The following is a 23,785-nucleotide window of genomic DNA, read 5'->3' on the forward strand; positions in this document are numbered from 1 at the left end:
TCAGATTCGCATCGGCATCACGACAGCCTTGAACTGCTCATTGCCAGGCAGGGTGAATAGTGCGGAGGACATCGGCTCGTTGAGGTGGATCTCGACGGTATCGGTGACCACGTTGTTCAGCACATCGAGCAGGTAGGTCACGTTGAAACCCAGCTCCAGGCTGTCGCCCGAGTAGGAGATTTCGAGCTCTTCCTGGGCCTCTTCCTGCTCGGCGTTGGAACTGATGATGCGCAGCAGGCCCGCTTCGAGCACCACACGCAGGCCACGGAACTTCTCGTTGGTCAGGATCGCAGCTCGCTGCAGGGCAGAGAGCAGGCTAGCACGATGCACCGTGACCAGCTTCGGATTGCCTTGCGGGATCACCCGTTCGTAATCCGGGAACTTGCCGTCGATGAGCTTGGTGATCAGCTCGATCGGGCCGAAGCGGAAGCAGGCTTGGTTGCCGGTAATCACGATCTCGACCGGATCATCGCTGTCGGCAAGCTGGCGGGTGAGTTCCAGCACGGTCTTGCGCGGCAGGATCACCTCGGTTTTCTGGAATTCCTCTTCGAGTGTGTTGGACGACAGGGCCAGGCGGTGGCCATCCGTGGCCACCAGACGCAATTCTGTGCCCATCACCTGCATCAGCAGGCCGTTCAGGTAGTAGCGGATGTCTTGAGCGGCCATAGCATAGGCTACTTGGGCCAACTGGCGGCGGAAATCTTTCTGTGGCAGACGCAGGGTGAGGCTTTCACCCGTGTTGAGCTGCATGCGCGGGTAATCGGCGGCAGGCAGGGTCTGCAGGTTGTAGCGGCTCTTGCCGGCCTTCAGCGTAAGGCGCTTGTCGTCCAGCAGCAGGCTCACTTCGCCATCAGGCAGGGCGCGCAGGATGTCCTGCAGTTTGCGTGCGCCCACTGTGATCGAAGCATCCTCACCGCCCCCTTGAGAAATCTGGTGGGTGGTGATCTGGATCTCGATGTCTGTAGCCAGCAGGGTGAGCGTGTCACCTAGCTTCTCGATCAGCACATTCGACAGGATCGGCAGGGTATGGCGTTTTTCAACGATGCCTGAAACCGACTGCAAAGGCGCCAGCAAGGCATCACGACTGCTTGTTAACAAGAGCATTTATATAAACCTCCTATTATTTATATATCGCGCCATTTTCTGTGGATAAGCACAAAAAAAGCAATTGATTCAAAAGCTTGACCATGTTCATGAAGCTGTTGGAAAGGGTAGGGACAAGTGTGTGTGCAAATGTGGAGCGTTTTTGCCTGACTAGCTTGAAACCTACTTGTTCACAATTCCTTCCCAGGGCTTGCCTGCTCTTGTCCACATTCCTGCCGCGTTCCGGAGCTTGTTCATGATCTTACTGCGAGGCAGCGATCGGGAGTTCCGGGCGTTCTTCATTCCGCTGACGATTTCTTGCAATAGATCGTCAGCAGTCTTTCAGGAATTTTCAGTTTGCCAATCCACTCACCTAGCTTCCATCTGGACGGAGGCCGCAGGCTTTGCAGCTGACTGTTCTGTTGTTAACAAGAGTTCTTATATAAACCTATTACTACTAATATATCAGCCACTTTTCTGTGGATAAGCCTTTAAATTCTTTTTTATTCAACAGCTTAACCCTGTTCATTAGCCTGTGTGCAGGAGCACTTGAAGCTTGTGGGGGAGTGGGGATGATTTCTGGCACAAGCGGCAAACCCGTTCTTGTCCACATTTGCTCCGCTGCCACTCCCATGCTTGTACACAGGCTGTTTGTCGCTTTTTATCCCCTCAAGGTCTGGGTCAGGACGTGCAAATCATGGTTGAGTTGCTGGTCGCCGAGGCGCAGTTCAGTCACCGTGCGGCAGGCATGCAGCACCGTTGTATGGTCGCGCCCGCCAAAAGCATCACCAATGGCCGGTAGTGAAGCCGGGGTGAGCTCCTTGGCCAAGTACATGGCGATCTGACGCGGACGTGCAATGTTGCGCGTACGTTTCTTGGAGAGCAGCTCGGCAAGCTTGATCTTGTAGAAGTCCGCCACGGTCTTCTGGATCAGTTCAAAGGTGATCTGACGGTTGTGCGCTGCGAGCAGGTCGCGTAGTGCTTCACGGGCCAGCTCCAGACTGATTTCGCGGCCATGGAAGCGGGCGTAAGCCACGACCTTCTTGAGCGCACCTTCGAGTTCGCGCACGTTGGAGCGCAGGTTCTTGGCGATCAGGAAGGCCACGTCATCCGGCAACGGCACGTTGTCGAACTCAGCCTTCTTCTTGAGAATGGCAATGCGCATCTCGAGCTCGGGCGGTTCGATCTGCACCGTAAGGCCCCAGTCGAAGCGGGAGATCAGGCGGTCTTCCAGACCCTGGATATCCTTAGGATAGGTATCGCAGGTGATCACGATCTGCTTCTTGGCTTCAGTCAGCGCATTGAAGGCGTGGAAGAATTCTTCACGTGTACGATCCTTGTTGCCGACGCCGAGGAACTGGATGTCGTCGATCATCAGCAGATCCAGCGAACGGTAGTAGCGCTGGAATGCGTCAAAGTTCTTTTGTTGATAGGCACGCAGCACGTCGGAGAAATAGTCCTCCACATGTACATAGCGCACCACGGCCTTCGGATTGTGGCGCAACACTTCGTTGCCGATGGCGTGGATCAAGTGCGTCTTGCCCAAGCCAACACCGCCATATACGAAGAGCGGGTTGTAACTGCTGCCAGGGTTGTTGGCGACCGAGATGGCGGCTGCGCGGGCCAGATCGTTGGCGCGGCCGGTCACCAGGGTGTCGAAGGTGAAGGCCGGGTTGAGGCGAGTCTTTTCGTAGGCAGTGCTGCCACCGGTATGAATCGCCGGGGCTTCGATCACATTGCCTGAAGCCTGGCTTGCAGTCTTGGGCAGGCTGTTGGAAATGGACTGTGGAGAACTTGGTGCCGCAGCCGGACGGGCTGGTGTTGCAGTTGGCTTCTTGCCGGGAGTACCAAGTTCCAGACTCAGTACGGTGGGGGCGCCGAAAAATTCAGCGGCCAGTTCTTCAAGGCGGCGCTGATAGCGCTCGCGCACCCATTGGAGGACGAAACGGTTGGGCGCGCAGAGTTTGATACCGCCCGCTTCTCCAGCTTCGGCTACCTCGAGCGCACGGATCCAGGTGTTGAACTGCTGTGCGGGCAGTTCATTCTCCAGGCGGGCCAGACAGGCATTCCAGAAAGCTTGACTCACGGTTTGTTCGGATCTTGTTCTTGTGTCCAGCGCTGCTGCGGCTGGAGGGGGCTGCCCCGGGTTGATCAATCCAGCCCTGCCGTGTGCGGCAAGGGCTGCAGGCTGTGTCTTCCGGCGTGGCGGAAGATTGGTGCCAAGAGGGAGAATTCTACAGTTTTACCCCAGATTTATCCACAGGCAGACTGCGCCGCTGAAGGAAGTCTCTATTGACAAACCGCTTGAGAAAATATCTAATCGCGAGTTCGCCGCATCAGTTCGATTAGGGAAAGATCATGAAACGCACGTATCAACCTTCTGTGGTTCGTCGCAAGCGCACCCACGGTTTTCTGGTTCGCATGGCCACCAAGGGTGGTCGCAAGGTGATTGCTGCTCGTCGCGCCAAGGGCCGTCATCGCCTGGCAGTCTGAGCGTGCTCGTCGCGGGTTCGGAGCTGCACTTGGCACCGGCCGGTTCAGTCCAACCGCAGACAGGGGCACGGTCTTTCAGACCTGCCTATCGCTTGTGCAAAACGGATGAGTATTCATCCGTTTTTGCTTTCAGGAAGGCGGTGCGTGGGCGCTACTTTGTGCTCCACTACCGTCCTTCTGAAAGCCCCACTGCCCGTCTCGGTGTCGTCGTGGCCAAGAAACTGGCCCGTCGCGCCGTGCTGCGCAATCTGATCAAACGCATGGCTCGCGAATGGTTTCGCCATACGCGTGAAACCTTGCCGCGCCATGATTTGATCCTGCGCCTCAACGCTCCTGCGCTGGGCGTAACGCGTGCCGATCTGCGTCAGGATCTGGCTGCTCTCTTCAAGCGTCTGCCGAAGTGAAAACACTCCTGCTTGCGCTCATCAAGATCTATCAATATCTCGTCAGTCCGTGGCTGGGCAGTCGCTGCCGTTTTTACCCCAGTTGTTCGGCCTATGCGGCCGAAGCCTTGCAGCGGCACGGCTTGCTGAAAGGCCTTAAACTGGCGGTCTTTCGTCTGGCCCGTTGTCACCCTTGGTGCGATGGCGGCCACGATCCGGTTCCCTGAATCAGGTTTCAAACATCCCTCACCCGAGTCTTCATCATGCAGATGGATTTCAAGCGTCTTATCCTGATGGCAATTTTTGCCTTCTCCCTGGTCATGCTGTGGGAGCGTTGGCAGGTCTACAAGAATCCGCCGCAAGTTCCAGTAGCTGCCCAGTCTGCTGCGCAGGATGGGTCTATTCCGGCACCGATGGCATCGGCTACGGCTGGTAATGCTCCAGCTGCCGGTGCAGTACCCGGTGCGACCGACAGCAAGATTGGCGTCTATGCCAGTGCAGCGAAGGCGGTGGTGAAGACCGATACGATGATCGCGACGGTTTCCGCTCAAGGTGGTGACATCATTCGTGTCGAGCTGACTCAACACAAGACCAACGAAGATCATCGTAGCTGGCTGAATCTGGCCAAATCGATCTTTGGTCAAGGTTCTCAGCAAGAGGATAGCCGCAAGAATTTTGTGGTGCTGCAGGAAGAGGGCGCACATTTCTATGTCGCCAACACAGGTTTGATTGGCGAAGGTTTGCCGACCCACAAGACCCTGTTTGAACTGAAGGCAGGTGAATACACGTTGCAGGATGGCAAGGATGAAGTGCAGCTGCGCATGAGTGCGCCAGCCGTCAATGGCGTGGCTGTCACCAAGGTGCTGACTTTCAAGCGCGGTTCTTACCTGATCGATGTGAGCTACGAAGTAAACAACGCTTCAGCCAATCCGCTTGCCACGACGGCCTACTTCCAGCTGGCGCGCGATGACAAGGCTACTGAAGGTAGTGGTGGCATGTTTGGTGGGGTGAGTGCCTATACTGGTCCGGCTGTATTCACTCAGGAAGGCAAGTTCCAGAAAATCGATTTCAAGAAGATCGCAAAGGATGAAGCCAAGTATGTGAAAAGTGCCAAGGATGGCTGGATGGCCATGGTGCAGCACTATTTCGTGAGCGCTTATCTGCCGGCTGAGGGCTTGCAACGCGATTTCTATACCCACAAGATTTCCGAGGGTGTGTTTGGTGCTGGCATCAAACTGCCGCTGACTGCTGCAGCTGGTCAGACCGCTAAGCTGTCGGTACCGCTGTATGTTGGCCCGCAGGAGCAGGACAAACTCAAGGCACTCGCCCCCGGCTTCAATCTGGTGGTGGATTATGGCTGGGTGACCGTGATTGCCGAGCCGCTGTTCTGGGTGCTGTCCGTGATCCACAAGCTGGTGGGTAACTGGGGCTGGGCCATCATTATCGTGACCCTGTTGCTCAAAGCGGCCTTCTATCCGCTGTCTGCTTCCAGCTATAAGTCCATGGCCAAGATGAAGAACGTGATGCCGCGCATGAAGGCGCTGCAGGAGCGTTACAAGGACGACAAGATGAAGCTCAATCAGGCCATGATGGAGCTCTACAAGACTGAGAAGGTCAATCCGATGGGTGGCTGTCTGCCGATTCTGGTGCAGATGCCGGTGTTCATCGCGCTGTACTGGGTGCTGCTGGGCGTGGTCGAGATGCGTCAGGCTCCCTGGGAATTCTGGATTACTGACTTGTCGGTGAAGGACCCCTACTTCGTGCTGCCGATCATCATGGGCGTGACGATGCTGATCCAGACCAAGCTCAACCCGACGCCGCCGGATCCTGTGCAGGCCAAGGTGATGATGCTGATGCCGATCATGTTTACCTTCATGTTCCTGTGGTTCCCGTCCGGTCTGGTGCTGTACTGGGTGCTCAACAACGTGCTGTCGATCGCACAGCAGTGGTACATCACACGGTCCATCGAGAATGCAGGTGCCAAGCCAGCAAAGTGATGTAATTGCCGCCATCGCGACCGCTCCCGGTCGCGGTGGGATCGGCGTGGTCCGGGTGTCCGGCCCGGATCTTGCCGGCTTTGCACAGACCCTCACCGGGCGCTCTCCCAAGCCTCGCCACGCTTCGCTGGCCAATTTCCTTGATGCGCATACGCAAGCCATCGATCAGGGCTTGCTGCTGTATTTTCCTGCGCCGCATTCCTATACCGGTGAAGACGTGATTGAGCTGCAAGGTCACGGTGGTCCGGTCGTCATGCAGATGCTACTCGCACGCTGTGTGGAACTCGGAGCGCGAATCGCCGAGCCTGGGGAATTCACCCGCCGAGCTTTTCTGAACGAACGCCTCGATCTGGCTCAGGCTGAGGGTGTAGCAGATCTGATCGATGCGACGACCAGCGCGGCTGCGCGTTCAGCCGTGCGCTCTCTGTCTGGGCGTTTCTCTGGCGAAATCCATACCTGGTGCGACAAGCTGGTCGATCTGCGCATGCTGGTCGAAGCCACGCTGGACTTTCCCGAAGAGGAAGTCGACTTCCTGGAAGCTGCGCGAGCGATTCCACGTCTTGAAGCGCTGGGTGTCGAGCTGCAATCGATCCTGGTTCGGGCCAAACAAGGGAGCTTGCTGCGCCGGGGACTGCAGGTGGTGCTGGCGGGTCAGCCCAATGTGGGCAAGTCCAGCCTGCTCAATCAGCTTTCGGGTGAGGATCGGGCCATCGTTACAGACGTGGCCGGCACGACCCGCGATGTGCTGCGTGAAGCCATCCAGATCGAGGGTATTCCGCTCCACATCATTGATACGGCGGGTTTGCGTACGACCGAGGATGTGGTCGAGAAGATTGGTATCGAACGTTCATGGCAAGAGATTGCCGGCGCAGATGTCATCCTGCGCATGGTGGATGCTGGTGTCGGCATCACGACGGCTGACCATCAGATTGATGCTCGCTTGCCGGCAGGTGTGCCGGTAATCTGGGTTTTCAACAAGATTGACCGTAATGGTGAGTCGCCTCGCAAGGATGTACTCGAAGGTGGAACAGGTGTGTGGCTGTCTGCCAAGCAGGGGAGTGGTGTAGAACTACTACGTCAGACCCTGTTGCAGATTGCAGGTTGGGAGTCACATGGCGAAGATGTGTATCTCGCCCGTGAGCGTCACCTGATTGCCTTGCGCGAGGCTGCTGAGCATGTGAGTCTGGCCTTGCAACTCGTGAAACAGCTTGATCTCCTGGCCGAGGAATTGAGATTGGCTCAAGAAGCTGTGAATACCATTACTGGTGAGTTTGGCGCCGACGATCTGCTCGGTGTGATCTTCTCCCGTTTCTGTATAGGCAAGTAATATGTCTGAACTTGAAAACCAGCAGGCGGATGCTCTGCAGATTTCCAGCGAACTAGCGCGTTGCCTGATCGCTTTGAATGTTGACTGGAGTAATCACACGGAGCTACGCAAGCTTGCGCGTGAAGCACTGAGCTACAAATCTGAACAGATCGGTCAGCATCTTCAGGCAACTGATTTCGAGGCTCATGCCCGTTTGAAGTTTTATGGTCTGGTGGCATTGATGTTTCAGACCATGGAAGAGGGAGCGCAGGAGGGCGAGCATATTCACGGCACTGAGTTGTGGAAAGCTGTTGCCCGTGCGCTGTGGGCAGAGAAAGAAGCTGCTGCGAAGTAGATGTTCCACGTGAAACAACTCTAAGTGGAATACGCGCTTCTGCTCTGCGGAGCTTTTCTTGCTGGTCTGATTGATGCTGTGGTTGGTGGCGGTGGCCTGGTTCAGCTGCCTCTGTTGCTGGCAGTCTTTCCTGGAATGTCGATCCCGGTGCTGTTTGGCACCAACAAGCTTTCCAGTATTGCGGGTACTGCCAGTGCGGTCTGGCAGTACTCGCGCAAGATTTCGATTCCCTGGAAACTTGCCTTTCCAGCAAGTGCTGCAGCACTAATCGGTGCTGCCTCAGGGGCAGCGACGGTTTCCTTTCTGCCGCCTGCGGCTTTGCGCCCGATGGTGCTAATTCTATTGATCGTGGTTGGTGCCTACACCTGGTTCAAGCCTGATTTCGGCAAGAACAGAGTGGAACATGAACGGCGCCATCCTCGTGTGCTGGCTAGTTTGCTGGGCGCAGGGATCGGTTTCTACGATGGATTTTTCGGGCCAGGAACTGGCAGTTTCCTGATCTTTGGTTTTGTGCGCCTGTTCGGTATGGATATGCTGCATGCTTCAGCCAGCGCCAAACTGGTGAACTTCGCGACCAATCTGGCTGCTCTGAGCTTCTTTCTATTGCATGAAGGCGTAATGTGGAAGTTGGGCCTTGCCATGGCTTGTGCCAATGTAGTGGGGGCACAGGTGGGGACACGCCTGGCCGTACGCCATGGCAATCATTTCATCCGCTGGCTCCTGCTTGTGGTGGTTTCGGTTCTTATCGTGAAACTGGGCTGGGATCTGGCCAAGTAATGTTTCACGTGAAACACACCTGAAACCTCGGGTTGTCCCGCGCTTATACAGCGCTACACACAGCTTTTCCACAGATCTATCCACTAGGCCCGAAAACCCTCGCGGCGTATCATTGCGAGCCCTGTTGTGGAACTTGATCCGATGCTGTATCCAGAACGTTTCGATGTGATTGTGGTAGGTGGTGGCCATGCCGGCACCGAGGCTGCTCTGGCGGCCGCCCGTACCGGTAGCAAGACGCTTTTGCTGACGCACAACATCGAGACCCTCGGTCAGATGAGCTGCAACCCTTCCATCGGCGGTATCGGCAAGGGCCATCTGGTCAAGGAAGTAGATGCGCTGGGCGGTGCCATGGCGGAAGCCACGGACGAAGGCGGTATTCAGTTCCGCATCCTGAATGCGTCGAAAGGCCCGGCAGTCCGCGCTACGCGCGCTCAAGCTGACCGCATTCTGTACAAGGCAGCAATCCGCCGCCGCCTCGAAAATCAGCCCAATCTGACCCTTTTCCAGCAGGCTGTGGACGACATCACTGTCGCGGGCGAGCGCGTCACTGGCGTGGTTACTGCCATCGGCCTGCGCTTCGAGGCGCCGACCGTGGTGCTGACGGCCGGCACCTTCCTGAATGGCAAGATTCACGTCGGCCTGGAAAACTATTCCGGTGGCCGGGCAGGGGATCCGCCCGCAATTTCGCTCTCCCATCGTCTGCGTGAGCTGGCCTTGCCGGTGGGGCGTCTGAAGACCGGCACGCCGCCGCGCATCGATGGCAAGACCATTGATTTCTCGGTGATGCAGGAGCAGCACAGCGACGATCCTCTGCCGGTGTTTTCCTTCCTCGGCAATGCCGCTCAGCACCCCAAGCAGATGCCTTGCTGGGTGACCCAGACCAATGCCCGAACCCACGAGATCATCCGCGGCGGGCTGGACCGCTCGCCGATGTACACCGGCGTGATCGAAGGCGTGGGCCCGCGCTACTGTCCTTCCATCGAAGACAAGATCCACCGCTTTGCGGACAAGGATAGCCACAACATCTTCCTTGAGCCGGAGAGCCTCAGCTCGCACGAGATCTATCCGAACGGGATCTCCACCTCGCTGCCCTTCGATGTGCAGCTGGCGCTGGTGCGCTCGATCCGTGGCATGGAGAACGCGCACATATTGAGACCCGGCTACGCCATCGAGTACGACTATTTCGACCCGCGCAACCTGAAGTCCAGCTTCGAGACCAAGTCCATTGCCGGTCTCTTTTTTGCTGGCCAGATCAACGGCACGACCGGTTACGAAGAAGCCGCCGCGCAAGGCTTGCTCGCCGGCGTGAATGCCGCGCTGCTGGCGCAGGGCAAGCCGGCCTGGTGCCCGGCGCGCAGCGAGAGTTATCTGGGCGTGATGGTGGATGACCTGATCACGCGCGGCGTGACCGAGCCTTACCGCATGTTCACCTCGCGCGCCGAATTCCGCCTCTCCCTGCGTGAAGACAATGCCGACCTGCGCCTGACTGAACAGGGCCGCGCCCTGGGCCTGATCGACGAGCGCCGCTGGGCGGCCTTCAGCGCCAAGCGCGAGGCCATCGAGCGCGAAACGGCGCGTCTGCGCGCCACCTGGGCGATTCCGCACAAACTGGCGGAAGGTGAGGCCGAGGCTACGTTCGGCAAGTCGCTGGAGCGCGAAACCCGCTTCTTCGATCTGCTGCGCCGGCCGGACATGACTTACGCCGCGCTGATGGCGCTGTCGGTGGCCCCGGAAAATCCCGAAACGGATACGCAAGTCATTGCACAGATTGAAATTTCTGCGAAATATCAGGGCTATATCGAGCGCCAGCAGGAAGAGGTGCAGCGTGCGGCCGGGCAGGAAAACACCGTGCTGCCGCCGGACCTCGATTACAGCGTGGTGAGCGGGCTTTCGAATGAAGTGCAGCAGAAGCTGCGCCTGCACAAACCGGAAACCCTCGGCCAGGCTTCGCGCATCCAGGGGATCACGCCGGCCGCGATCTCGCTGCTGCTGATTCACCTGAAGAAGCTTGAGATTGCCGCACGTGCGGTGAAAGGGGAGGGCGCATGAGCACAGCCAAGCGCCTCGCCACCGGCATCAAGCAGCTCGGTCTGAATCTGAATGAAGAAACACAGGAGCAGCTGCTGGCCTACGGCGCGCTGCTGATGAAGTGGAACAAGGTCTACAACCTCACCGCGATCCGCGATGAGGCGGCGATGATCGATCTGCACTTGCTCGATTCGCTCTCCATCCTGCCGCATCTGGCCCATGTGACGCGCGTCGCCGATATCGGCAGCGGCGGTGGCTTGCCCGGCATTCCGCTGGCGATTTGCCGGCCGGATTGCGAGGTGGCGCTGGTCGAAACTGTTGGCAAGAAAACCAGCTTCCTGCTGCAGGCCAAGGCCCAGCTGGGGCTTGCGAATCTCTCGGTGCACAACCTGCGCGTCGAGAATTTCAAACCGGCCGAGCTGTATCCGGCGATCAGCTCGCGCGCCTTTGCCAGTCTCTACGATTTCGTCAGCCTGACCGACCATCTGCTCGCCCCAAGTGGCGAATGGATTGCAATGAAGGGTCAGTATCCTCAGGACGAACTCGATGCCCTGCCGCCCGGCATCCAGCTGCGTGAATCGCGCCGCCTGCAGGTGCCCGGCGTCGAGGCGGAACGACATCTTCTCTTCCTTACCCGGACCTGACCTCATGGCTCGCATTTTCGCAGTCGCAAACCAGAAGGGTGGTGTCGGCAAGACCACCACCACCGTCAACCTCTCGGCCGCGCTGGCCGCGCATGGTCAGCGTGTGCTGCTGGTGGATCTAGACCCGCAGGGCAATGCCACGATGGGCTCCGGCGTGGACAAGCGCACCGTGGCTTCCACGGTGTATCAGGTGCTGATTGGCCAGCACAGCGTTACGGAAGCGCGTGCGCGTTCGGAATCCGGTGGCTACGACGTACTGGCTTCCAATCGCGAACTGGCGGGGGCCGAGATCGAACTGGTGGGGATGGATAACCGCGAGAAGCGTCTTAAAGATGCGCTGGCTGCTGTTGATGGCGAATACGACTTCGTGCTGGTGGATTGCCCGCCCAGCCTCTCCATGCTCACCCTGAACGGCCTCTGCGGGGCTCACGGCGTGATCATCCCGATGCAGTGCGAGTACTACGCGCTCGAAGGCCTGTCGGATCTCGTGAACACCATTAAGCAGGTGCATGCCAAGCTCAACCGCGACCTGAAGATCATTGGCCTGCTGCGTGTGATGTTCGACACCCGCAGCACGCTCTCCCAGCAGGTGTCGGCCCAGCTGGAAGAACACTTCGGTGACAAGGTCTTCAAAGCCATCATCCCGCGCAATGTGCGTCTGGCCGAAGCGCCCAGCCATGGCATGCCCGGTGTGGTCTTCGACAAGGCCGCCAAGGGCTCGCAGGCTTATCTGCAATTTGCCGCCGAGATGATCGAGCGGATCAAGACAATCTGAACGGAATTTCCTCATGAAACCCAAGATGAAAGGCCTCGGCCGCGGCCTGGAAGCCCTGCTCGGCGGCGACGCGCTGCCTTCTGACACCGGCAACCTCACCACCCTGCGCGTTGAAGACCTGCAGCCCGGCAAGTACCAGCCGCGCACGCGCATGGATGCTGGTTCGCTCGAAGAGCTGGCCGCCTCGATTCGTGCTCAGGGCCTGATGCAGCCAATCACCGTGCGCCCTATCGCCGGTGGCCGCCACGAAATCATCGCCGGTGAGCGCCGCTGGCGTGCTGCGCAGATCGCCGAGCTGACCGAAGTGCCGGTGATCATCCGCGAGATTCCGGATGAAGCCGCGCTGGCCATGTCGCTGATCGAAAATATCCAGCGCGAAGACCTCAACCCGCTCGAAGAAGCCACTGGCATTCAGCGCCTGATCGACGAATTCGGCATGACCCACCAGCAGGCCGCCGATGCGGTCGGCCGCTCGCGCCCGGCCACCAGCAACTTGCTGCGTCTGCTGCACCTGCCCAAGCCGGTGCAGGAGCTGCTGATGGCCGGTGACATCGAAATGGGCCATGCCCGCAGCCTGCTCGCCCTGCCGTCTGCCGAGCAGATCCTTACCGCCAACGAAGTTGTCGCCAAGCGCCTGTCGGTGCGTGAAACCGAGAAGCTGGTGAACAGCCAGACCAAGCCCAAGGACGACAGCCTCAAGGCCAAGCCCGCCGCTGATCGCGATGTGGCGCGGCTGGAAGAAGAGCTGGCCGACAAGCTCGGCGCGGTGGTGAAGATCAAGGCCAACAAGAAAGGCGCCGGCAGCCTCACCATCGAATTTGCGAGCCTTGATCAGCTCGACGGGCTGATCGGCAAGCTGCAAGCCTGAAGGTCTGTCCGTCCGAATGGAGCGATGGCTGATACGAACGGGCTGGCTGCTTGTGGTGCCTGGCCTGTTGCTGCTGGGGCTGGATTTTATGCTGATTGAATTCTTGGACTGGCTTTCTCGCGGGTTTTCTTCCAGCCCATCCCCGCATGCTTACGTAAGAGTCGTTCCCGCTGATGCCTCGGGAGCGCTCATTCAAATGGCCGCTCAAGCGCTCGCCGTCATGGGTCTTGGATTGGTTATTTCGGGTTGCTGGTTGCGCTTCCGCAGGCCGAAGTGAGGCAATCGTTTCTGTGCTCCATGTTGTGCGTAAAAAGGCCGTGCCATGCCTTCCAATTTGTTGAACGAGTTGCCGCTTGCGACCGAAGTCGAGCACTTCCAGACCCTGCTGACCCGCCCCGGCCTGCGCATTGAGCGCATCGTGTCGGATGGTCAGGTCAGTCCGCCCGGCTTCTGGTACGAGCAGGCCGAGGACGAATGGCTGCTGCTGTTGGCCGGCCAGACTGTGCTGGAGTATGAAGATGGCCAGCAGGTGGCGCTGGTGATGGGCGACACCCTGCTGATTCCTGCCGCTTGTCGTCATCGCGTGGTCTTTACGGCACCCCGCAGTGTGTGGCTGGCGGTGTTCTGTACGGCTGAGGTCGCCGCGGCGCGGTAATATCGCGGCTGCCCTGAAAATCCTTCTTCGATGACCATGATCCGCCACCGCCTGTTCGCTCTTCTTGCCTTGACCTGCCTTGCTGCGGCACAGGCTGCGCCTTTGCCCGAACCCACCTGTTTCGTGCCGGGCAAGAAATTCGACAACCGTCTGGCCGGCAACTGGGAAGTTGCTCCGCTCAATGTGCGTTATTCGATCCGTGCCAAGGGGCGTGAAGTGTGCGTGTATGCCCGCGACGTGCAGGCCGATGAGTACTTCGAGATCCCGGAACTGCAATGGGATGGAAAGGTGCTGGAGATCGGCTTCTACCTGCCTTCGACCAAGTGGAGCACGCGTAGCCGCCTGAGCGTTGAGAATGCTGATCTGCTGCGCGACGAATACTCGACCCCCAAGGGGCCGCGCACGGATTTCTGGACCCGTCGCAAGTGAAACGCACACTGTGCTGCATGCTGATCGCTATCTGCGGTCCGGCTGCAGCACAGCAAGCTCTGCTGACAACCAGCGAGCTGAGGCACTGGAAGCTCACCCTGCCGCTGGATGCCGACGGTGACGGCAAAGCCGATGAAATTTCCCGTCTGGCTGGCTACCGTAATCCGCCCTGGTTCACGCCGACTACCGAAGGCATCCTGTTCCGGGCCAATGCCGGTGGCGCGCGCACCAGTGGCAGTACCGCCTACGCACGCGCCGAGTTGCGTGAGCTGGATGAATCAGGACGGCCAGCCGCCTGGGATTGCCTGGGCGATACGCGCAACCTGAAGCTGGAGCAAGTCGTGCTGCACACCACCACGGCCAAGCCCGAGGCCACCATCGGCCAGATCCACGATGCCAAAAACGACAACCTGATGTTCAAGTACGTGGGCCCGGCCGGTGCTAACGGCAGCACCGATACCGGCCGCATCGAACTCTTGTGGAACGATGCTGCGCAGAGCGAAGTGCTGGATGCGGCCTATACCCTCGGCCAGCCGATGCGGGTGAAGGTGGCAGTGAACAAGGGTGCAGTGCAGGTGACTTACCGCAACCTCGTCAGTGGCCTTGAAAAACAGGTCGCCGCACGGCTTGATCCGACCAGTATTGTGGGCGCCTGCTTCTTCAAGGTCGGGGTGTATATCCAGGCCTGCAGCAAGCTGGACGCTTACGGCAAACCCAACGCGGTGTGCGAGAAAAAGGGCTGGGATGCGCGGCGTTACGATGCACCTGAGGCATATGCGGAAGTGCTGATCCAGCGGATTGAAATGTAGGGCGGGTTTCAACCCGCCATGTGCGACTGAAGTCGCACCTACGACCTGCTGATTCCCGAGCGTTTAGCCCTTCACCAGTTTGTGGCAGGTGAGACTCTGGCCGCAGCGCTCGTGTTCGCCGCTCTCCACCAGCTTGAAGCCGTGCTTCTCGAAGAAGGGTTTCGAGAGTTCGCTGGCAATCGCCGTGACCTTCTTCGCGCCCATGGCGGTAGCCAGCTCCAGCAGGTCTTCGAGGATCAGGCTGCCGATGCCCTGACGATTAGCGTCCGGAACTGTAAAGAGCAGATCGATCTGGCCCGGCATCAGGATGCCGCCGAAGCCGACGATCTCGCCTTCTTCATCCACCGCCACGCGCACCCAGTTGTCCTGCAGGCGGGCGGCCCAAGCGCTGGCGTCGTCGGCTGTGGCGGCCCAGGCGGCGCATTGCTCGGCGCTGTAGGCGCTGCGGCCGGTTTCAAGAATGGCGGTGCGATAGACCGCAGCCAGCGCGGGTGCGTCGGCGGGCTGGTAATCGCGGGTGCTGACTTCGTGCAAGGGTTCGTCGGTATCGGTCATGGTGTTGATCTTGTAGGCGCGACTTCGGTTGCACGCGGAGCGTAACGGCCGACTGAAGTCGGCCCTACGAGAACGTGACTTGATAATTCAATGAGCGGCCTGCGGCCGCGAACCAGCATTCTCGCGGGCACAGGCTGTCCCTACAAGGTCAATGCGCCAGAAAGTGCTCCAGCAAATCATTGAGGAAGCGCTGGCCGCGTTCGGTGGGGCGGATCAGGCTGTCGGTGATCTCCAGCAGGCCGCGCTGGCGGGCACCGATGAGCTTGTCCTCGATGGCGTCCAGCGGCAGGCCGGTGCGTTCTTGAAACAGGCTGCGCGGCACGCCTTCGGTGAGGCGCAGGGCATTCATCATGAATTCGAAGGGCAGCTCGTGGGCTTCCACGGTGTGCTGTTCCTGAATGAAATCATCCTGCGCGCTGCGTTCGAGGTAGGTATTCGGATGCTTGTGACGCATCTGCCGATGCACGCCCAGATGGTCTGAGAGCTTGCCGTGCGCGCCGGCGCCGATGCCGAGGTAGTCGCCGAAGCGCCAGTAATTCAGGTTGTGGCGGCATTTATGGCCCGCCTGGGCGAAGGCCGAGGTTTCGTAGTGGTTGTAGCCGGCCTCCGCCAGTTTCGCCTCGATCATTTCCTGCATGTCCGCCGAGGTCTCGTCGTCCGGCAGGCTGGGCGGGTCGCGGTGGAAGAGGGTGTTGGGTTCCAGCGTGAGGTGGTAGCAGGAGAGGTGAGGCGGGGCGAATTGCAGCGCCTGAGCCAGATCGGCCTCGGCTTCGGCGAGCGTCTGCTGTGGCAGGGCGTACATCAAGTCCGCGTTCCAGGTGTCGAAGTGGGTCGCGGCCGCTTCGAGGGCCTGAATGGCCTGGACACGGTCGTGGATGCGTCCCAGCGCCTTCAGGTGCGTTTCATTGAAGCTCTGGATGCCCACGCTCACCCGCGTCACGCCGGCCGCTCTGAAGGCCGCAAAACGCGCCGATTCGACGGTGCCGGGATTGGCCTCCAGGGTGATCTCGCAGTCGGGCTCCAGCGGCAGCAGGGTGCGGGTGGTGGTGAGCAGGCGATCGAGGCCTTCCGGCGAGAGCAGGCTGGGCGTGCCGCCGCCGATGAAGATGCTGTGCACCCGGCGGCCCCACACGCGCGGCAGGCTGGTTTCAAGGTCGCGCAGCAGGGCGTCGACATAGGCCTGTTCCGGAATGCCCGTGTCTTTCACGTTGTGCGAGTTGAAGTCGCAATATGGGCACTTCCTCACGCACCACGGGTAGTGGATGTAGAGCGACAGCGGCGGCGGCGCGGAAAGCTGCGGGGCGTGGCTTTTCAGTGCGGCAGCGGCGCGGGGAATGATCGGGATGGTGCGGGACATGGGGCTAAATACCTTCAAGCGACTCAAGCCAGGGCGGGCAGGCGAGCAACGCATGATACTGGCTCACGTCGACCAGACGCAGGTTGCCAAGCAGTGCTTCGATGCGGGCGGCGAGCGTGGTGGCGGGCTGGGTGGTCGGGTCCAGCGTATCGGAGGCCACGGCCATGCTCCACAGGCCGCCATAGAGCGGAATCGCCGGGAACAAGGGCGTCACGAGTGGGAAGACTTCGCGGAGCCGCTCAAGCAGGCTGTCGATCTGCTCGCGCTGCCATAGTGGTGAGCCCAGATGCAGGCTCAGCGCACCCTGCGGGCTGAGCAGGCGGCGGCAGGCGCGGAAGAAATCGGCGGTAAACAAGGGCGCGGCGGTGGTGTCCGGATCGGTGAGGTCGAACACGATCAGGTCGAAGTGGCCGTCAGCGGGCTGCCAGCGCTGTACATAAGCGGCCGCGTCGCCGAGCACGATCTGCAGGCGGGGGTCGTCCAGCGCACCGTCATGCAGCATCGGCAGGAAGTCGCGCGCCAGGCGCAGCACGGCTGGATCCAGCTCGGCCAGTACCACCTCTTCCAGTGTCGGATACTTGAGCAGCTCGGCCGCCGTGGCCCCGTCGCCGCCGCCCAGTACCAGCGCGCGGCGCGGTTCTGGATGAGCCAGACCGGCGATGTGCACCAGCGGCTCGTGGCACAGGAAGCTGTCGGCTTCAGAGGCCATGCTGCGGCCGTCTAGCCGGTAGAGCCGGCCGAAAGCGGCGGTCTGCCACACCTCCCAGCTCTGGTAGTCGCTGCGCCCGCCGGCCAGCAGGTGGCCCGCGCAGTCGAAATCGAGCGCAGGGCCGAGGGTTTCGCGGAAGCGGTCGTAGCTGTCGGGGTTCATGGCTTGAATATGCGTGGCACTTCGCGGGCCGGTGAGCGTCCACAAGGGTAGCGCCACGAAAGGGCAAGCCGGGCGAAAGTTTTCGGCGGCTGTTCCGTAATGAGACTGGCCACGTCTGTGCAAAAGACGGACCGTCATCCAGGGAGAACGATGCCATGAGCTCTGTTGCCGTACCCGAAGAATTGACCCTCCACCAGGTACGTGCGATCACGCCGCACCTGATCGATCTGGCTCGCAGCGGTGATGCGCTGGCGCTGGACCTGTCTGGCGTATGCCATATCGACACGGCCGGCATGCAGTTGCTGCTGGCGATTCGCCGCGAAGCCGCGCGGGCCTGTACCCCGCTGGCGCTGGAGAACCCTAGTCCGGCCGTCAGCGAATTGCTGAGCTTCTACCGCCTGGATCGGGTGCTCGCCAGTTACATCGTGAGCGAACCCGCCTGAAGCCGGAACCAGGGCCGCCAGCATGGATGGCAGCATCGACGAAACTCTCGCCCTCTTCGTGGCCGACAGCACCCAGCAGCTGGACGTGCTGGAAGGCCAGTTGCTGGCGCTGGAACGTGACCCGGCCGACCATGCCGCACTCGATGCGTTGTTCCGTGCCGCCCACACCATCAAGGGCAATGCCGCTGTGGTGCAGCTCGGCGAGGTCGAGTGGTTTGCGCACGTGACCGAGAGCGTGCTGGAACGCCTGCGCAGCGGTGAGCTGCTGGCCGGCTGCGAGCTGATCACGCTGCTGCTGGCTTGCTCGGATCACCTGCGGTATCTGGTTACCAATGCCAGCTTTGGCGCAGATGCCAGCCCGGCCTTCGCGGAGGAAGACCGGGCCCGCCTGATTGGCCTGCTGGTGCCCTGGCTGGGTGACGAGCTGGAGGAGGTGGCACCGCATGCGGCTGCCACGCCTCGGCGCAGCGAGGAAGATTGCTGGCGCATCTGCCTGCAGCCGGGCTTTGAATCCCTGCGTCAGGGGCTGGATCCGCTGAACTTCTTGCGCCATCTCGAAACTCTGGGTCGCCTGCACAGCCTGCGCGTAGTGGATGACGAAATTCCGCCCAGCGAGGGCTTCGATCCCGAAGCCTGTTACCTGCGTTTCGAAGTGCTGCTCGACACAGGCGCTGACAAGCAGGCCATCGAAGACGTGTTCTCCTTCATGCGCGATGCCTGCACGCTGCAGATCGAGCCGCCAGCGAGTCAGCTCGATGACTGGGTGGATCGCCTCGATTCATTGCCTGAAGACGAATTGCAGACCGGTGAGATGCTGGTGCGGGTTGGCGCGCTGACGCCGGATGAGCTGGCCAGCGGCTTGCGTGCTCAGCGTGAAGGTGAGGGCTCCGGGCCAATTGGCCGCATCCTGGTCGATGAAGGCTTTGTGCCGCCGCAGGTGGTGGATGCTGCCTTGCGCCGGCAGGACGAGATCAAGACTGCCTTGCAACGGGAGGCGGCCCAGTTGCGCGTCTCCGCTGAACGTCTTGATCAGCTCGTCAATTCGCTGGCGGGCATGCAGGGCTCGCTGGCTCAGCTTGCCCAGCGTGGCACGCGCGTCTCGGCCGTCGAAATGGTGGCCTTGCAGCATGCGCTGGAGAAGGCCCGGCGGCTCGCCGAAGGCCTGCGCATGGCGCGCTTTGGCGAACAGTTCCGGCGTTTTCACCGCCTCGTGCGCGATGCCAGCCTGGAGCTGGGCAAGCGCGCCGATTTGCTCGTTTCCGGCGGTGAAGTCGAGATGGACCGGGCGGTGGCCGATGCCCTCGGTGACGTCCTGATGCATCTGCTGCGCAATGCCATCGATCATGGCATCGAAGCGCCAGACGTCCGCCAGGCTGCCGGCAAGCCCGCCCACGGCAGCCTCAGTGTGAGTATTAAGCCGCAGGCCGACTGGGTCTTGCTGCGGGTTAGCGACGACGGTGCCGGGGTGGATCTGGCGCGTGTGCGGGCCGCTGCCGAAGCGCGTGGCCTGCTCACTGCGGATCAGCTGGCGGATGAGGTGAGTCTGCTGGCCCAACTCTTCGCGCCCGGTTTTTCCACCGCCGAACGCCTCAGCCACTACTCCGGGCGCGGTGTCGGCCTGGATGCCGTGCGCGCGGCGATCCACGCGCTGGGCGGTGAAATTAAGCTGCAGAGCAGGTCGGGCCAAGGTTGTTGCTTCGAAATCCGGGTGCCGGCCGCGCCGCCGCAGAGCGCCTTGCCAGCACTTCACGCCGCGGCCTGAAGCGGCCATGCCGAAGCCGATCCGTGTCCTGATCGTCGACGACTCCGTTCTGGTGCGTGAGGCAGCCCGCCAGGCGCTGAGCGGCCAGCCCGGCGTCGAGGTCATGGATACCGCCATGGATCCGCTCTACGCCATGGAAAAGATGGCCAGGGAATGGCCGGACGTGATCGTGCTGGATATCCAGATGCCGCGCATGGATGGCATCAGCTTCCTGAAGAAGATCATGGCCGAGCGGCCCACACCGGTGGTGATCTGCTCCTCGCTGGTGGGGAATGGTGCCCAGATTGGCGTGGAGGCGCTGAGGGCGGGCGCGGTGAGTCTGATCAGCAAGCCCAAGGCCGGTGTCAGTGCCTTCTTCGAGAACGAGAGCGACAACCTCGTGGCGGCCGTGCGCGCGGCCTCACATACGAACCTTGCCCGTCTGCGTCAGATCGCCACCACCCTGCGCCCGATTCCCCCGCTGGTGAAGCCGGCACGCCCGGGCACGCTGAGTGCTGATGGCCGGGTGATCGCAATTGGCTCGTCTACGGGAGGCACTCAGGCGCTGGAAACAGTGCTTGGCGCACTCGGCACCGATCTGCCCGGCATGGTGATCGTGCAGCACATGCCGCTGGGCTTTTCGAAGAAATTTGCCGACCGCCTGAATCAGGACATCCGGATCGAATTGTGCGAAGCCCAGCACGGCCAGCGTGTCGAGCCGGGTCTCGCGCTGCTGGCCGAGGCCGGCAAGCAGATGCGTCTGCAAAAGAGTGGCAGCGGCTACATCGTGGAAGTGGTGGAGGGGCCGATCATCAACCGCCACCGGCCCTCGGTGGATTGCCTCTTCAGCTCGGTGGCCAAGGTTGCCGGGCCGCGCGCACTGGGTTTGATCATGACCGGCATGGGGGACGACGGTGCGCTGGGCATGAAGGAAATGTTCGATTGCGGCGCCCATACCATTGCCGAGAGCGAGGAGACCTGCGTGGTTTTTGGCATGCCGCGGGTAGCGATTGCGCGTGGTGGTGTGCGTGAGGTGCAGCCTTTGCACAAGATTGCCGAGCGCGTCCGCGCCTGGGTGGGCTGAGCAGGATCACCTCAGCTGCCCGCCAGACGTTCTGCCACGCCGGCGTAGAGCGGAATTCCCAGCAGGATGTTGAAGGGGAAGGTGATCCCCAGCGACATGCCCAGATACAGCGAGGGCCGGGCTTCCGGAATCGCGTAGCGCAGCACCGCCGGCACCGCGATGTAGGAGGCGCTGCCGGCCAGCACCATCAGCAGGGTGGTGTTGCCGGCGCCGAGGCCTGCCGCGTGGGCCAGCAGCAAGGCCAGGCTGGCATGGCACAGCGGGCCGGCCAGTGCGTAGAGCATCAGCCAGCGCGGCACGTCCTTCAGCTCGCGCAGGTTGCGGGCGGCGAGCAGGCCCATGTCCAGCAGGAAGAAAGCCAGCATGCCCTTGAACAAGTCGCCGGAGAAAGGCTGCATGGCATGCTTGCCGGCCTCGCCGGTGATGAGGCCGACCAGCATCGCGCCGAGCAGCAGCAGTTGTGCGCCGTCGGTGAAGGATTCGTGTAGTACCTTGCGCAGCGAGAACGACTCATTCGGGCCGCCTAGTGCGGCCGCCCCGCCACCCACAGCCAACACCGGCTGCGCACGCTGGCGCAGGGCATTGGCGAAGAGCACCGCCATGATGATTGCGGGGGATTCCATCAGTGCCATCGCCGCCGCCATATGGCCGCCATAGGCCACGCCATTGCTTTCGAGATACTGGATGGTGGTGATGAAGGTCACTGCACTGACTGAGCCATAGGTCGCCGCAATCGCAGCGGCATCGAAGCCCGGCAGGTAGCGGCGCAGCAGCAGATAGCCGCAGGCCGGCACGATGAAGGCCAGGGCCACCGCGCAGGCCAGGCTGGTTGCCACTTCGCTGGTGAGGCCGGAAGCGGCCAGCGCGAAGCCGCCTTTCAGGCCCAGCGCCATGAGCAGGTAGAGCGAAAGGAAGCGCGCGATCTGCGGCGGGATTTCGAGGTTGGAACGTACGGCACCGGCCAGCAGGCCGAAGGCGAAAAACAGGATCGCCGGGTCGATGAGGTTTTGCATGGCGCAGCCCTGCGGATGAAGACGGGCTGATCCTAGCGGCTGAAGCGGATCATTAAAAATCTATTATCCTGATGTCTGGAATAAGGAATTTCTGATGAATGCCAGTTTTCGCCAGTTGAAGCTCTTTCTCGCCGTCGCCGAGCAGCGCAGCATCACCGCTGCGGCGCGGGTCTGCCATGTGACCCAGCCTTCGGTTTCCATGCAGCTCAAGGAGCTCACCGAATCGGTCGGCCTGCCGCTCTACGAAATGGTCGGCAAACGGCTCGATCTCACACCGGCCGGTGAGGCACTGGCCGAAACCGCGCGCGCCATGGTTGAAGAATGGGCGCGCTTCGAGCAGCACATCGACGCGATGAAAGGCCTCACCCGCGGGCGCCTACGCGTAGCGGTGGTGAGCACTGCCAAATACTTCGTGCCGCGCATCCTGGGCAGCTTCTGCCAGCGCTACCCGGAGATCGACATCGAGTTCGAGGTGCAGAACCGCGACGGCGTGGTCGCCAATCTGCGTGCCAACCGGAATGACCTCTACATCATGTCCATCCCGCCGGATGACATGGACATCGAACGTCACCCATTCCTGCCCAACCCGCTGGTGGTGATCGCTCCGCTCAATCACCCGCTGGCCAAGCGCCGCAAGCTGGTGCTAAGCGATCTGGCCGACGAGCGTTTCATCCTGCGCGAGCGCGGCTCCGGCACGCGCACTTCCTGTGATGCCCACTTTCGCAGTGCCGGCTTCAGCCCGAAAGTGAGGCTGGAGTTGGGCAGCAATGAGGCCATCAAGCAGGCTGTGTCTGGTGGCCTGGGCCTTTCGGTGCTGTCACAGCACTCACTGTCGACCCATCTGGAAGACGATCAGCTTGTCGTGCTGCCGGTGGAAGGCTTCCCGGTGCGCTGCAGCTGGTGGATTCTCTACCCGCGCGGCAAGCGCCTGTCGCCCATCGCGCAGGAATTCCTGAGGCATCTGGAAGCGAGCGCGGCAGAGCTGCGCGGGCGGTTTCCGGTGCAGGCGTGAGGCAGAGGCGGCGGCGAACGAATCGATGGCTGGTATGCTTTTATTCTTATTGACCAGACGTTTTTTCCGGATGGCTGAGCTGGTTTCACTAGGCAGGTCGGTTATCGCAGGAAATCAAGGGCACCAATAGAGCGTTCCGGAATATTTGCTTTTTAAACAATAATGGAAGAGATTTTTATTCCTTTCGAGCTGGATAAATAAGGAAAATCAATGTTGAAAGTCGCAATTCCCGATGATTTCGACGCAGACGATTATCTGGATCTCAATCCGGACGTCAAAGCGGCGGGCATGGATCCGGTGGAGCACTACCTTAATTTTGGTTGCATTGAGAAGCGTGCCTACAAAAAAATTGCGGCAATCCTGCGCCCGAAAATTGACGCGCCCTATGTGTTCGATGGCCTGATCTCAAGCCACAATCATGACTTCATGGAAGAGGCCCGTTTCAAGGCAGCCTATGCGCGTGGCGTGCAGGCATGTGGCACCGATTACAAGTGGCACTGGCGCGTTCATATCGGGCTATGGGCAGCACGTTCCGCCTTGCGGGTAGCTGGGGACTTCGTGGAGTGCGGCGTGAATCGCGGATTCCTTAGTTCGGCAATCATGAAAGACCTGCGCTGGGACGAAACGGGGCGCACCTTCTATCTTCTTGATACGTTCAAGGGCCTGGATGCGCGTTTTGTGTCAGACATCGAAAAGAAAGGCGGCGTGCTCGAAAGGAACCGAGCTGAGCTAGCGTCCGGTTTCTACACGAGCAATCTCGATATCGTTGAGCGTAATTTTTCCGAGTGGAAAAATATGGAAATAGTTGCTGGCAGCATTCCTGAAACACTGGCCGCAGTTGAATCAAGCAGGATCGCATTCCTGCACATCGATCTTAATTGCAGCCCCCCCGAAGTCGCCGCACTCGAATCCATGTGGGACCGTATTTCCGTTGGAGGAATCGTCTTGCTTGATGACTATGCGTACTATGGCTATCAGCCCCAGAAAGAGGGGATGGATGCTTGGAGCGAACGCAACAATTCTCCTATCGTAAGCCTTCCGACTGGCCAAGGGCTCATCATCAAAGCCTGAGCATGCAAGCGAAATTGTGTGTAAAGCACGAGCCAA

General features: G+C 60.4%; 25 protein-coding genes. 19 read left to right on the plus strand and 6 right to left on the minus strand.

Annotated features, from left to right (window positions below):
• A complete protein-coding gene (gene dnaN / locus C0V76_RS01040; RefSeq protein ID WP_101940509.1) occupies positions 1-1,104 on the minus strand; it encodes a DNA polymerase III subunit beta in 1,104 nt (367 codons plus the stop codon).
• Positions 1,105-1,744: 640 nt separating this feature from the next.
• Complete coding sequence (dnaA, locus tag C0V76_RS01045; protein WP_216821615.1) at positions 1,745-3,169, minus strand: chromosomal replication initiator protein DnaA; 1,425 nt, start codon at positions 3,167-3,169, stop codon at positions 1,745-1,747.
• Positions 3,170-3,441: 272 nt separating this feature from the next.
• Between dnaA and rpmH the strand changes: the two genes are divergently transcribed.
• From rpmH to C0V76_RS01120, 14 genes are all read left to right on the plus strand, one after another.
• Positions 3,442-3,576: a 50S ribosomal protein L34 gene (gene rpmH / locus C0V76_RS01050; RefSeq protein WP_018604832.1), complete on the plus strand. Its 135-nt coding sequence runs from the start codon at positions 3,442-3,444 to the stop codon at positions 3,574-3,576.
• Between the two features lie 2 nt (positions 3,577-3,578).
• Complete coding sequence (rnpA, locus tag C0V76_RS01055) at positions 3,579-3,980, plus strand: ribonuclease P protein component (RefSeq protein WP_254048164.1); 402 nt, start codon at positions 3,579-3,581, stop codon at positions 3,978-3,980.
• A complete protein-coding gene (gene yidD, locus C0V76_RS01060) occupies positions 3,977-4,186 on the plus strand; it encodes a membrane protein insertion efficiency factor YidD (protein ID WP_101940510.1) in 210 nt (69 codons plus the stop codon). Before rnpA ends, yidD begins: the two co-directional genes overlap by 4 nt.
• 42 nt (positions 4,187-4,228) lie before the next feature.
• The gene (yidC, locus tag C0V76_RS01065; protein WP_101940998.1) at positions 4,229-5,956 is read left to right on the plus strand and encodes a membrane protein insertase YidC; all 1,728 of its coding nucleotides are present in this window, start codon (positions 4,229-4,231) and stop codon (positions 5,954-5,956) included.
• On the plus strand, positions 5,931-7,283 hold the full coding sequence (gene mnmE, locus C0V76_RS01070) for a tRNA uridine-5-carboxymethylaminomethyl(34) synthesis GTPase MnmE (RefSeq protein ID WP_101940511.1): 1,353 nt from the start codon (positions 5,931-5,933) through the stop codon (positions 7,281-7,283). The genes yidC and mnmE overlap by 26 nt, the downstream gene beginning before the upstream one ends.
• Before the next feature lies 1 nt (position 7,284).
• On the plus strand, positions 7,285-7,617 hold the full coding sequence (locus C0V76_RS01075) for a hypothetical protein (RefSeq protein ID WP_101940512.1): 333 nt from the start codon (positions 7,285-7,287) through the stop codon (positions 7,615-7,617).
• A gap of 24 nt (positions 7,618-7,641) precedes the next feature.
• Positions 7,642-8,394, plus strand: coding sequence for a TSUP family transporter (locus C0V76_RS01080; RefSeq protein WP_101940513.1), 753 nt, complete (start codon positions 7,642-7,644; stop codon positions 8,392-8,394).
• Between the two features lie 141 nt (positions 8,395-8,535).
• A complete protein-coding gene (mnmG, locus tag C0V76_RS01085) occupies positions 8,536-10,443 on the plus strand; it encodes a tRNA uridine-5-carboxymethylaminomethyl(34) synthesis enzyme MnmG (protein ID WP_101940514.1) in 1,908 nt (635 codons plus the stop codon).
• A complete protein-coding gene (gene rsmG, locus C0V76_RS01090) occupies positions 10,440-11,066 on the plus strand; it encodes a 16S rRNA (guanine(527)-N(7))-methyltransferase RsmG (RefSeq protein ID WP_101940515.1) in 627 nt (208 codons plus the stop codon). The genes mnmG and rsmG overlap by 4 nt, the downstream gene beginning before the upstream one ends.
• Before the next feature lie 4 nt (positions 11,067-11,070).
• Positions 11,071-11,841 carry a ParA family protein gene (locus C0V76_RS01095; protein WP_101940516.1) on the plus strand — a complete coding sequence of 257 codons (771 nt, stop codon included), beginning with the start codon at positions 11,071-11,073 and terminating at the stop codon, positions 11,839-11,841.
• A gap of 13 nt (positions 11,842-11,854) precedes the next feature.
• Entirely contained in the window at positions 11,855-12,709 is an 855-nt protein-coding gene (locus C0V76_RS01100) for a ParB/RepB/Spo0J family partition protein (protein WP_101940517.1), read from the plus strand.
• A gap of 322 nt (positions 12,710-13,031) precedes the next feature.
• Positions 13,032-13,364 carry a cupin domain-containing protein gene (locus C0V76_RS01110; RefSeq protein WP_101940519.1) on the plus strand — a complete coding sequence of 111 codons (333 nt, stop codon included), beginning with the start codon at positions 13,032-13,034 and terminating at the stop codon, positions 13,362-13,364.
• A gap of 30 nt (positions 13,365-13,394) precedes the next feature.
• Positions 13,395-13,793, plus strand: coding sequence for a hypothetical protein (locus C0V76_RS01115; protein WP_101940520.1), 399 nt, complete (start codon positions 13,395-13,397; stop codon positions 13,791-13,793).
• A gap of 17 nt (positions 13,794-13,810) precedes the next feature.
• On the plus strand, positions 13,811-14,602 hold the full coding sequence (locus C0V76_RS01120; protein WP_101940521.1) for a polysaccharide lyase family 7 protein: 792 nt from the start codon (positions 13,811-13,813) through the stop codon (positions 14,600-14,602).
• 63 nt (positions 14,603-14,665) lie between these two features.
• On the opposite strand, the gene C0V76_RS01125 is transcribed toward C0V76_RS01120, so the two are convergent.
• From C0V76_RS01125 to C0V76_RS01135, 3 genes are all read right to left on the minus strand, one after another.
• Positions 14,666-15,157: a GNAT family N-acetyltransferase gene (locus C0V76_RS01125; protein WP_101940522.1), complete on the minus strand. Its 492-nt coding sequence runs from the start codon at positions 15,155-15,157 to the stop codon at positions 14,666-14,668.
• Between the two features lie 148 nt (positions 15,158-15,305).
• A complete protein-coding gene (gene hemW, locus C0V76_RS01130; RefSeq protein ID WP_101940523.1) occupies positions 15,306-16,514 on the minus strand; it encodes a radical SAM family heme chaperone HemW in 1,209 nt (402 codons plus the stop codon).
• 4 nt (positions 16,515-16,518) lie between these two features.
• Positions 16,519-17,385 carry a fused MFS/spermidine synthase gene (locus C0V76_RS01135; protein WP_158239097.1) on the minus strand — a complete coding sequence of 289 codons (867 nt, stop codon included), beginning with the start codon at positions 17,383-17,385 and terminating at the stop codon, positions 16,519-16,521.
• Between the two features lie 89 nt (positions 17,386-17,474).
• Between C0V76_RS01135 and C0V76_RS01140 the strand changes: the two genes are divergently transcribed.
• Genes C0V76_RS01140 through C0V76_RS01150 form a run of 3 tightly spaced genes read left to right on the plus strand, consistent with a single transcriptional unit; the run spans position 17,475 to position 20,653 of the window.
• Complete coding sequence (locus C0V76_RS01140) at positions 17,475-17,828, plus strand: STAS domain-containing protein (RefSeq protein WP_328824907.1); 354 nt, start codon at positions 17,475-17,477, stop codon at positions 17,826-17,828.
• Between the two features lie 22 nt (positions 17,829-17,850).
• A complete protein-coding gene (locus tag C0V76_RS01145; RefSeq protein ID WP_101940526.1) occupies positions 17,851-19,590 on the plus strand; it encodes a chemotaxis protein CheA in 1,740 nt (579 codons plus the stop codon).
• 7 nt (positions 19,591-19,597) lie between these two features.
• Positions 19,598-20,653 (plus strand): chemotaxis response regulator protein-glutamate methylesterase, encoded by a 1,056-nt coding sequence (locus C0V76_RS01150; protein WP_101940527.1) that lies wholly within the window; start codon positions 19,598-19,600, stop codon positions 20,651-20,653.
• 11 nt (positions 20,654-20,664) lie between these two features.
• Here C0V76_RS01150 and C0V76_RS01155 read toward each other — a convergent pair whose 3' ends face one another.
• On the minus strand, positions 20,665-21,666 hold the full coding sequence (locus tag C0V76_RS01155; protein ID WP_101940528.1) for a sodium-dependent bicarbonate transport family permease: 1,002 nt from the start codon (positions 21,664-21,666) through the stop codon (positions 20,665-20,667).
• Positions 21,667-21,760: 94 nt separating this feature from the next.
• Between C0V76_RS01155 and C0V76_RS01160 the strand changes: the two genes are divergently transcribed.
• Both C0V76_RS01160 and C0V76_RS01165 read left to right on the plus strand, forming a co-directional pair.
• The gene (locus tag C0V76_RS01160; RefSeq protein ID WP_101940529.1) at positions 21,761-22,678 is read left to right on the plus strand and encodes a LysR family transcriptional regulator; all 918 of its coding nucleotides are present in this window, start codon (positions 21,761-21,763) and stop codon (positions 22,676-22,678) included.
• Between the two features lie 210 nt (positions 22,679-22,888).
• Positions 22,889-23,749, plus strand: a complete 861-nt coding sequence (locus tag C0V76_RS01165) for a TylF/MycF/NovP-related O-methyltransferase (RefSeq protein WP_101940530.1) — start codon at positions 22,889-22,891, stop codon at positions 23,747-23,749.
• Positions 23,750-23,785 lie beyond the last annotated feature (36 nt).

Source organism: Uliginosibacterium sp. TH139, assembly GCF_002855595.1.
Lineage (GTDB): Bacteria > Pseudomonadota > Gammaproteobacteria > Burkholderiales > Rhodocyclaceae > Uliginosibacterium > Uliginosibacterium aquaticum.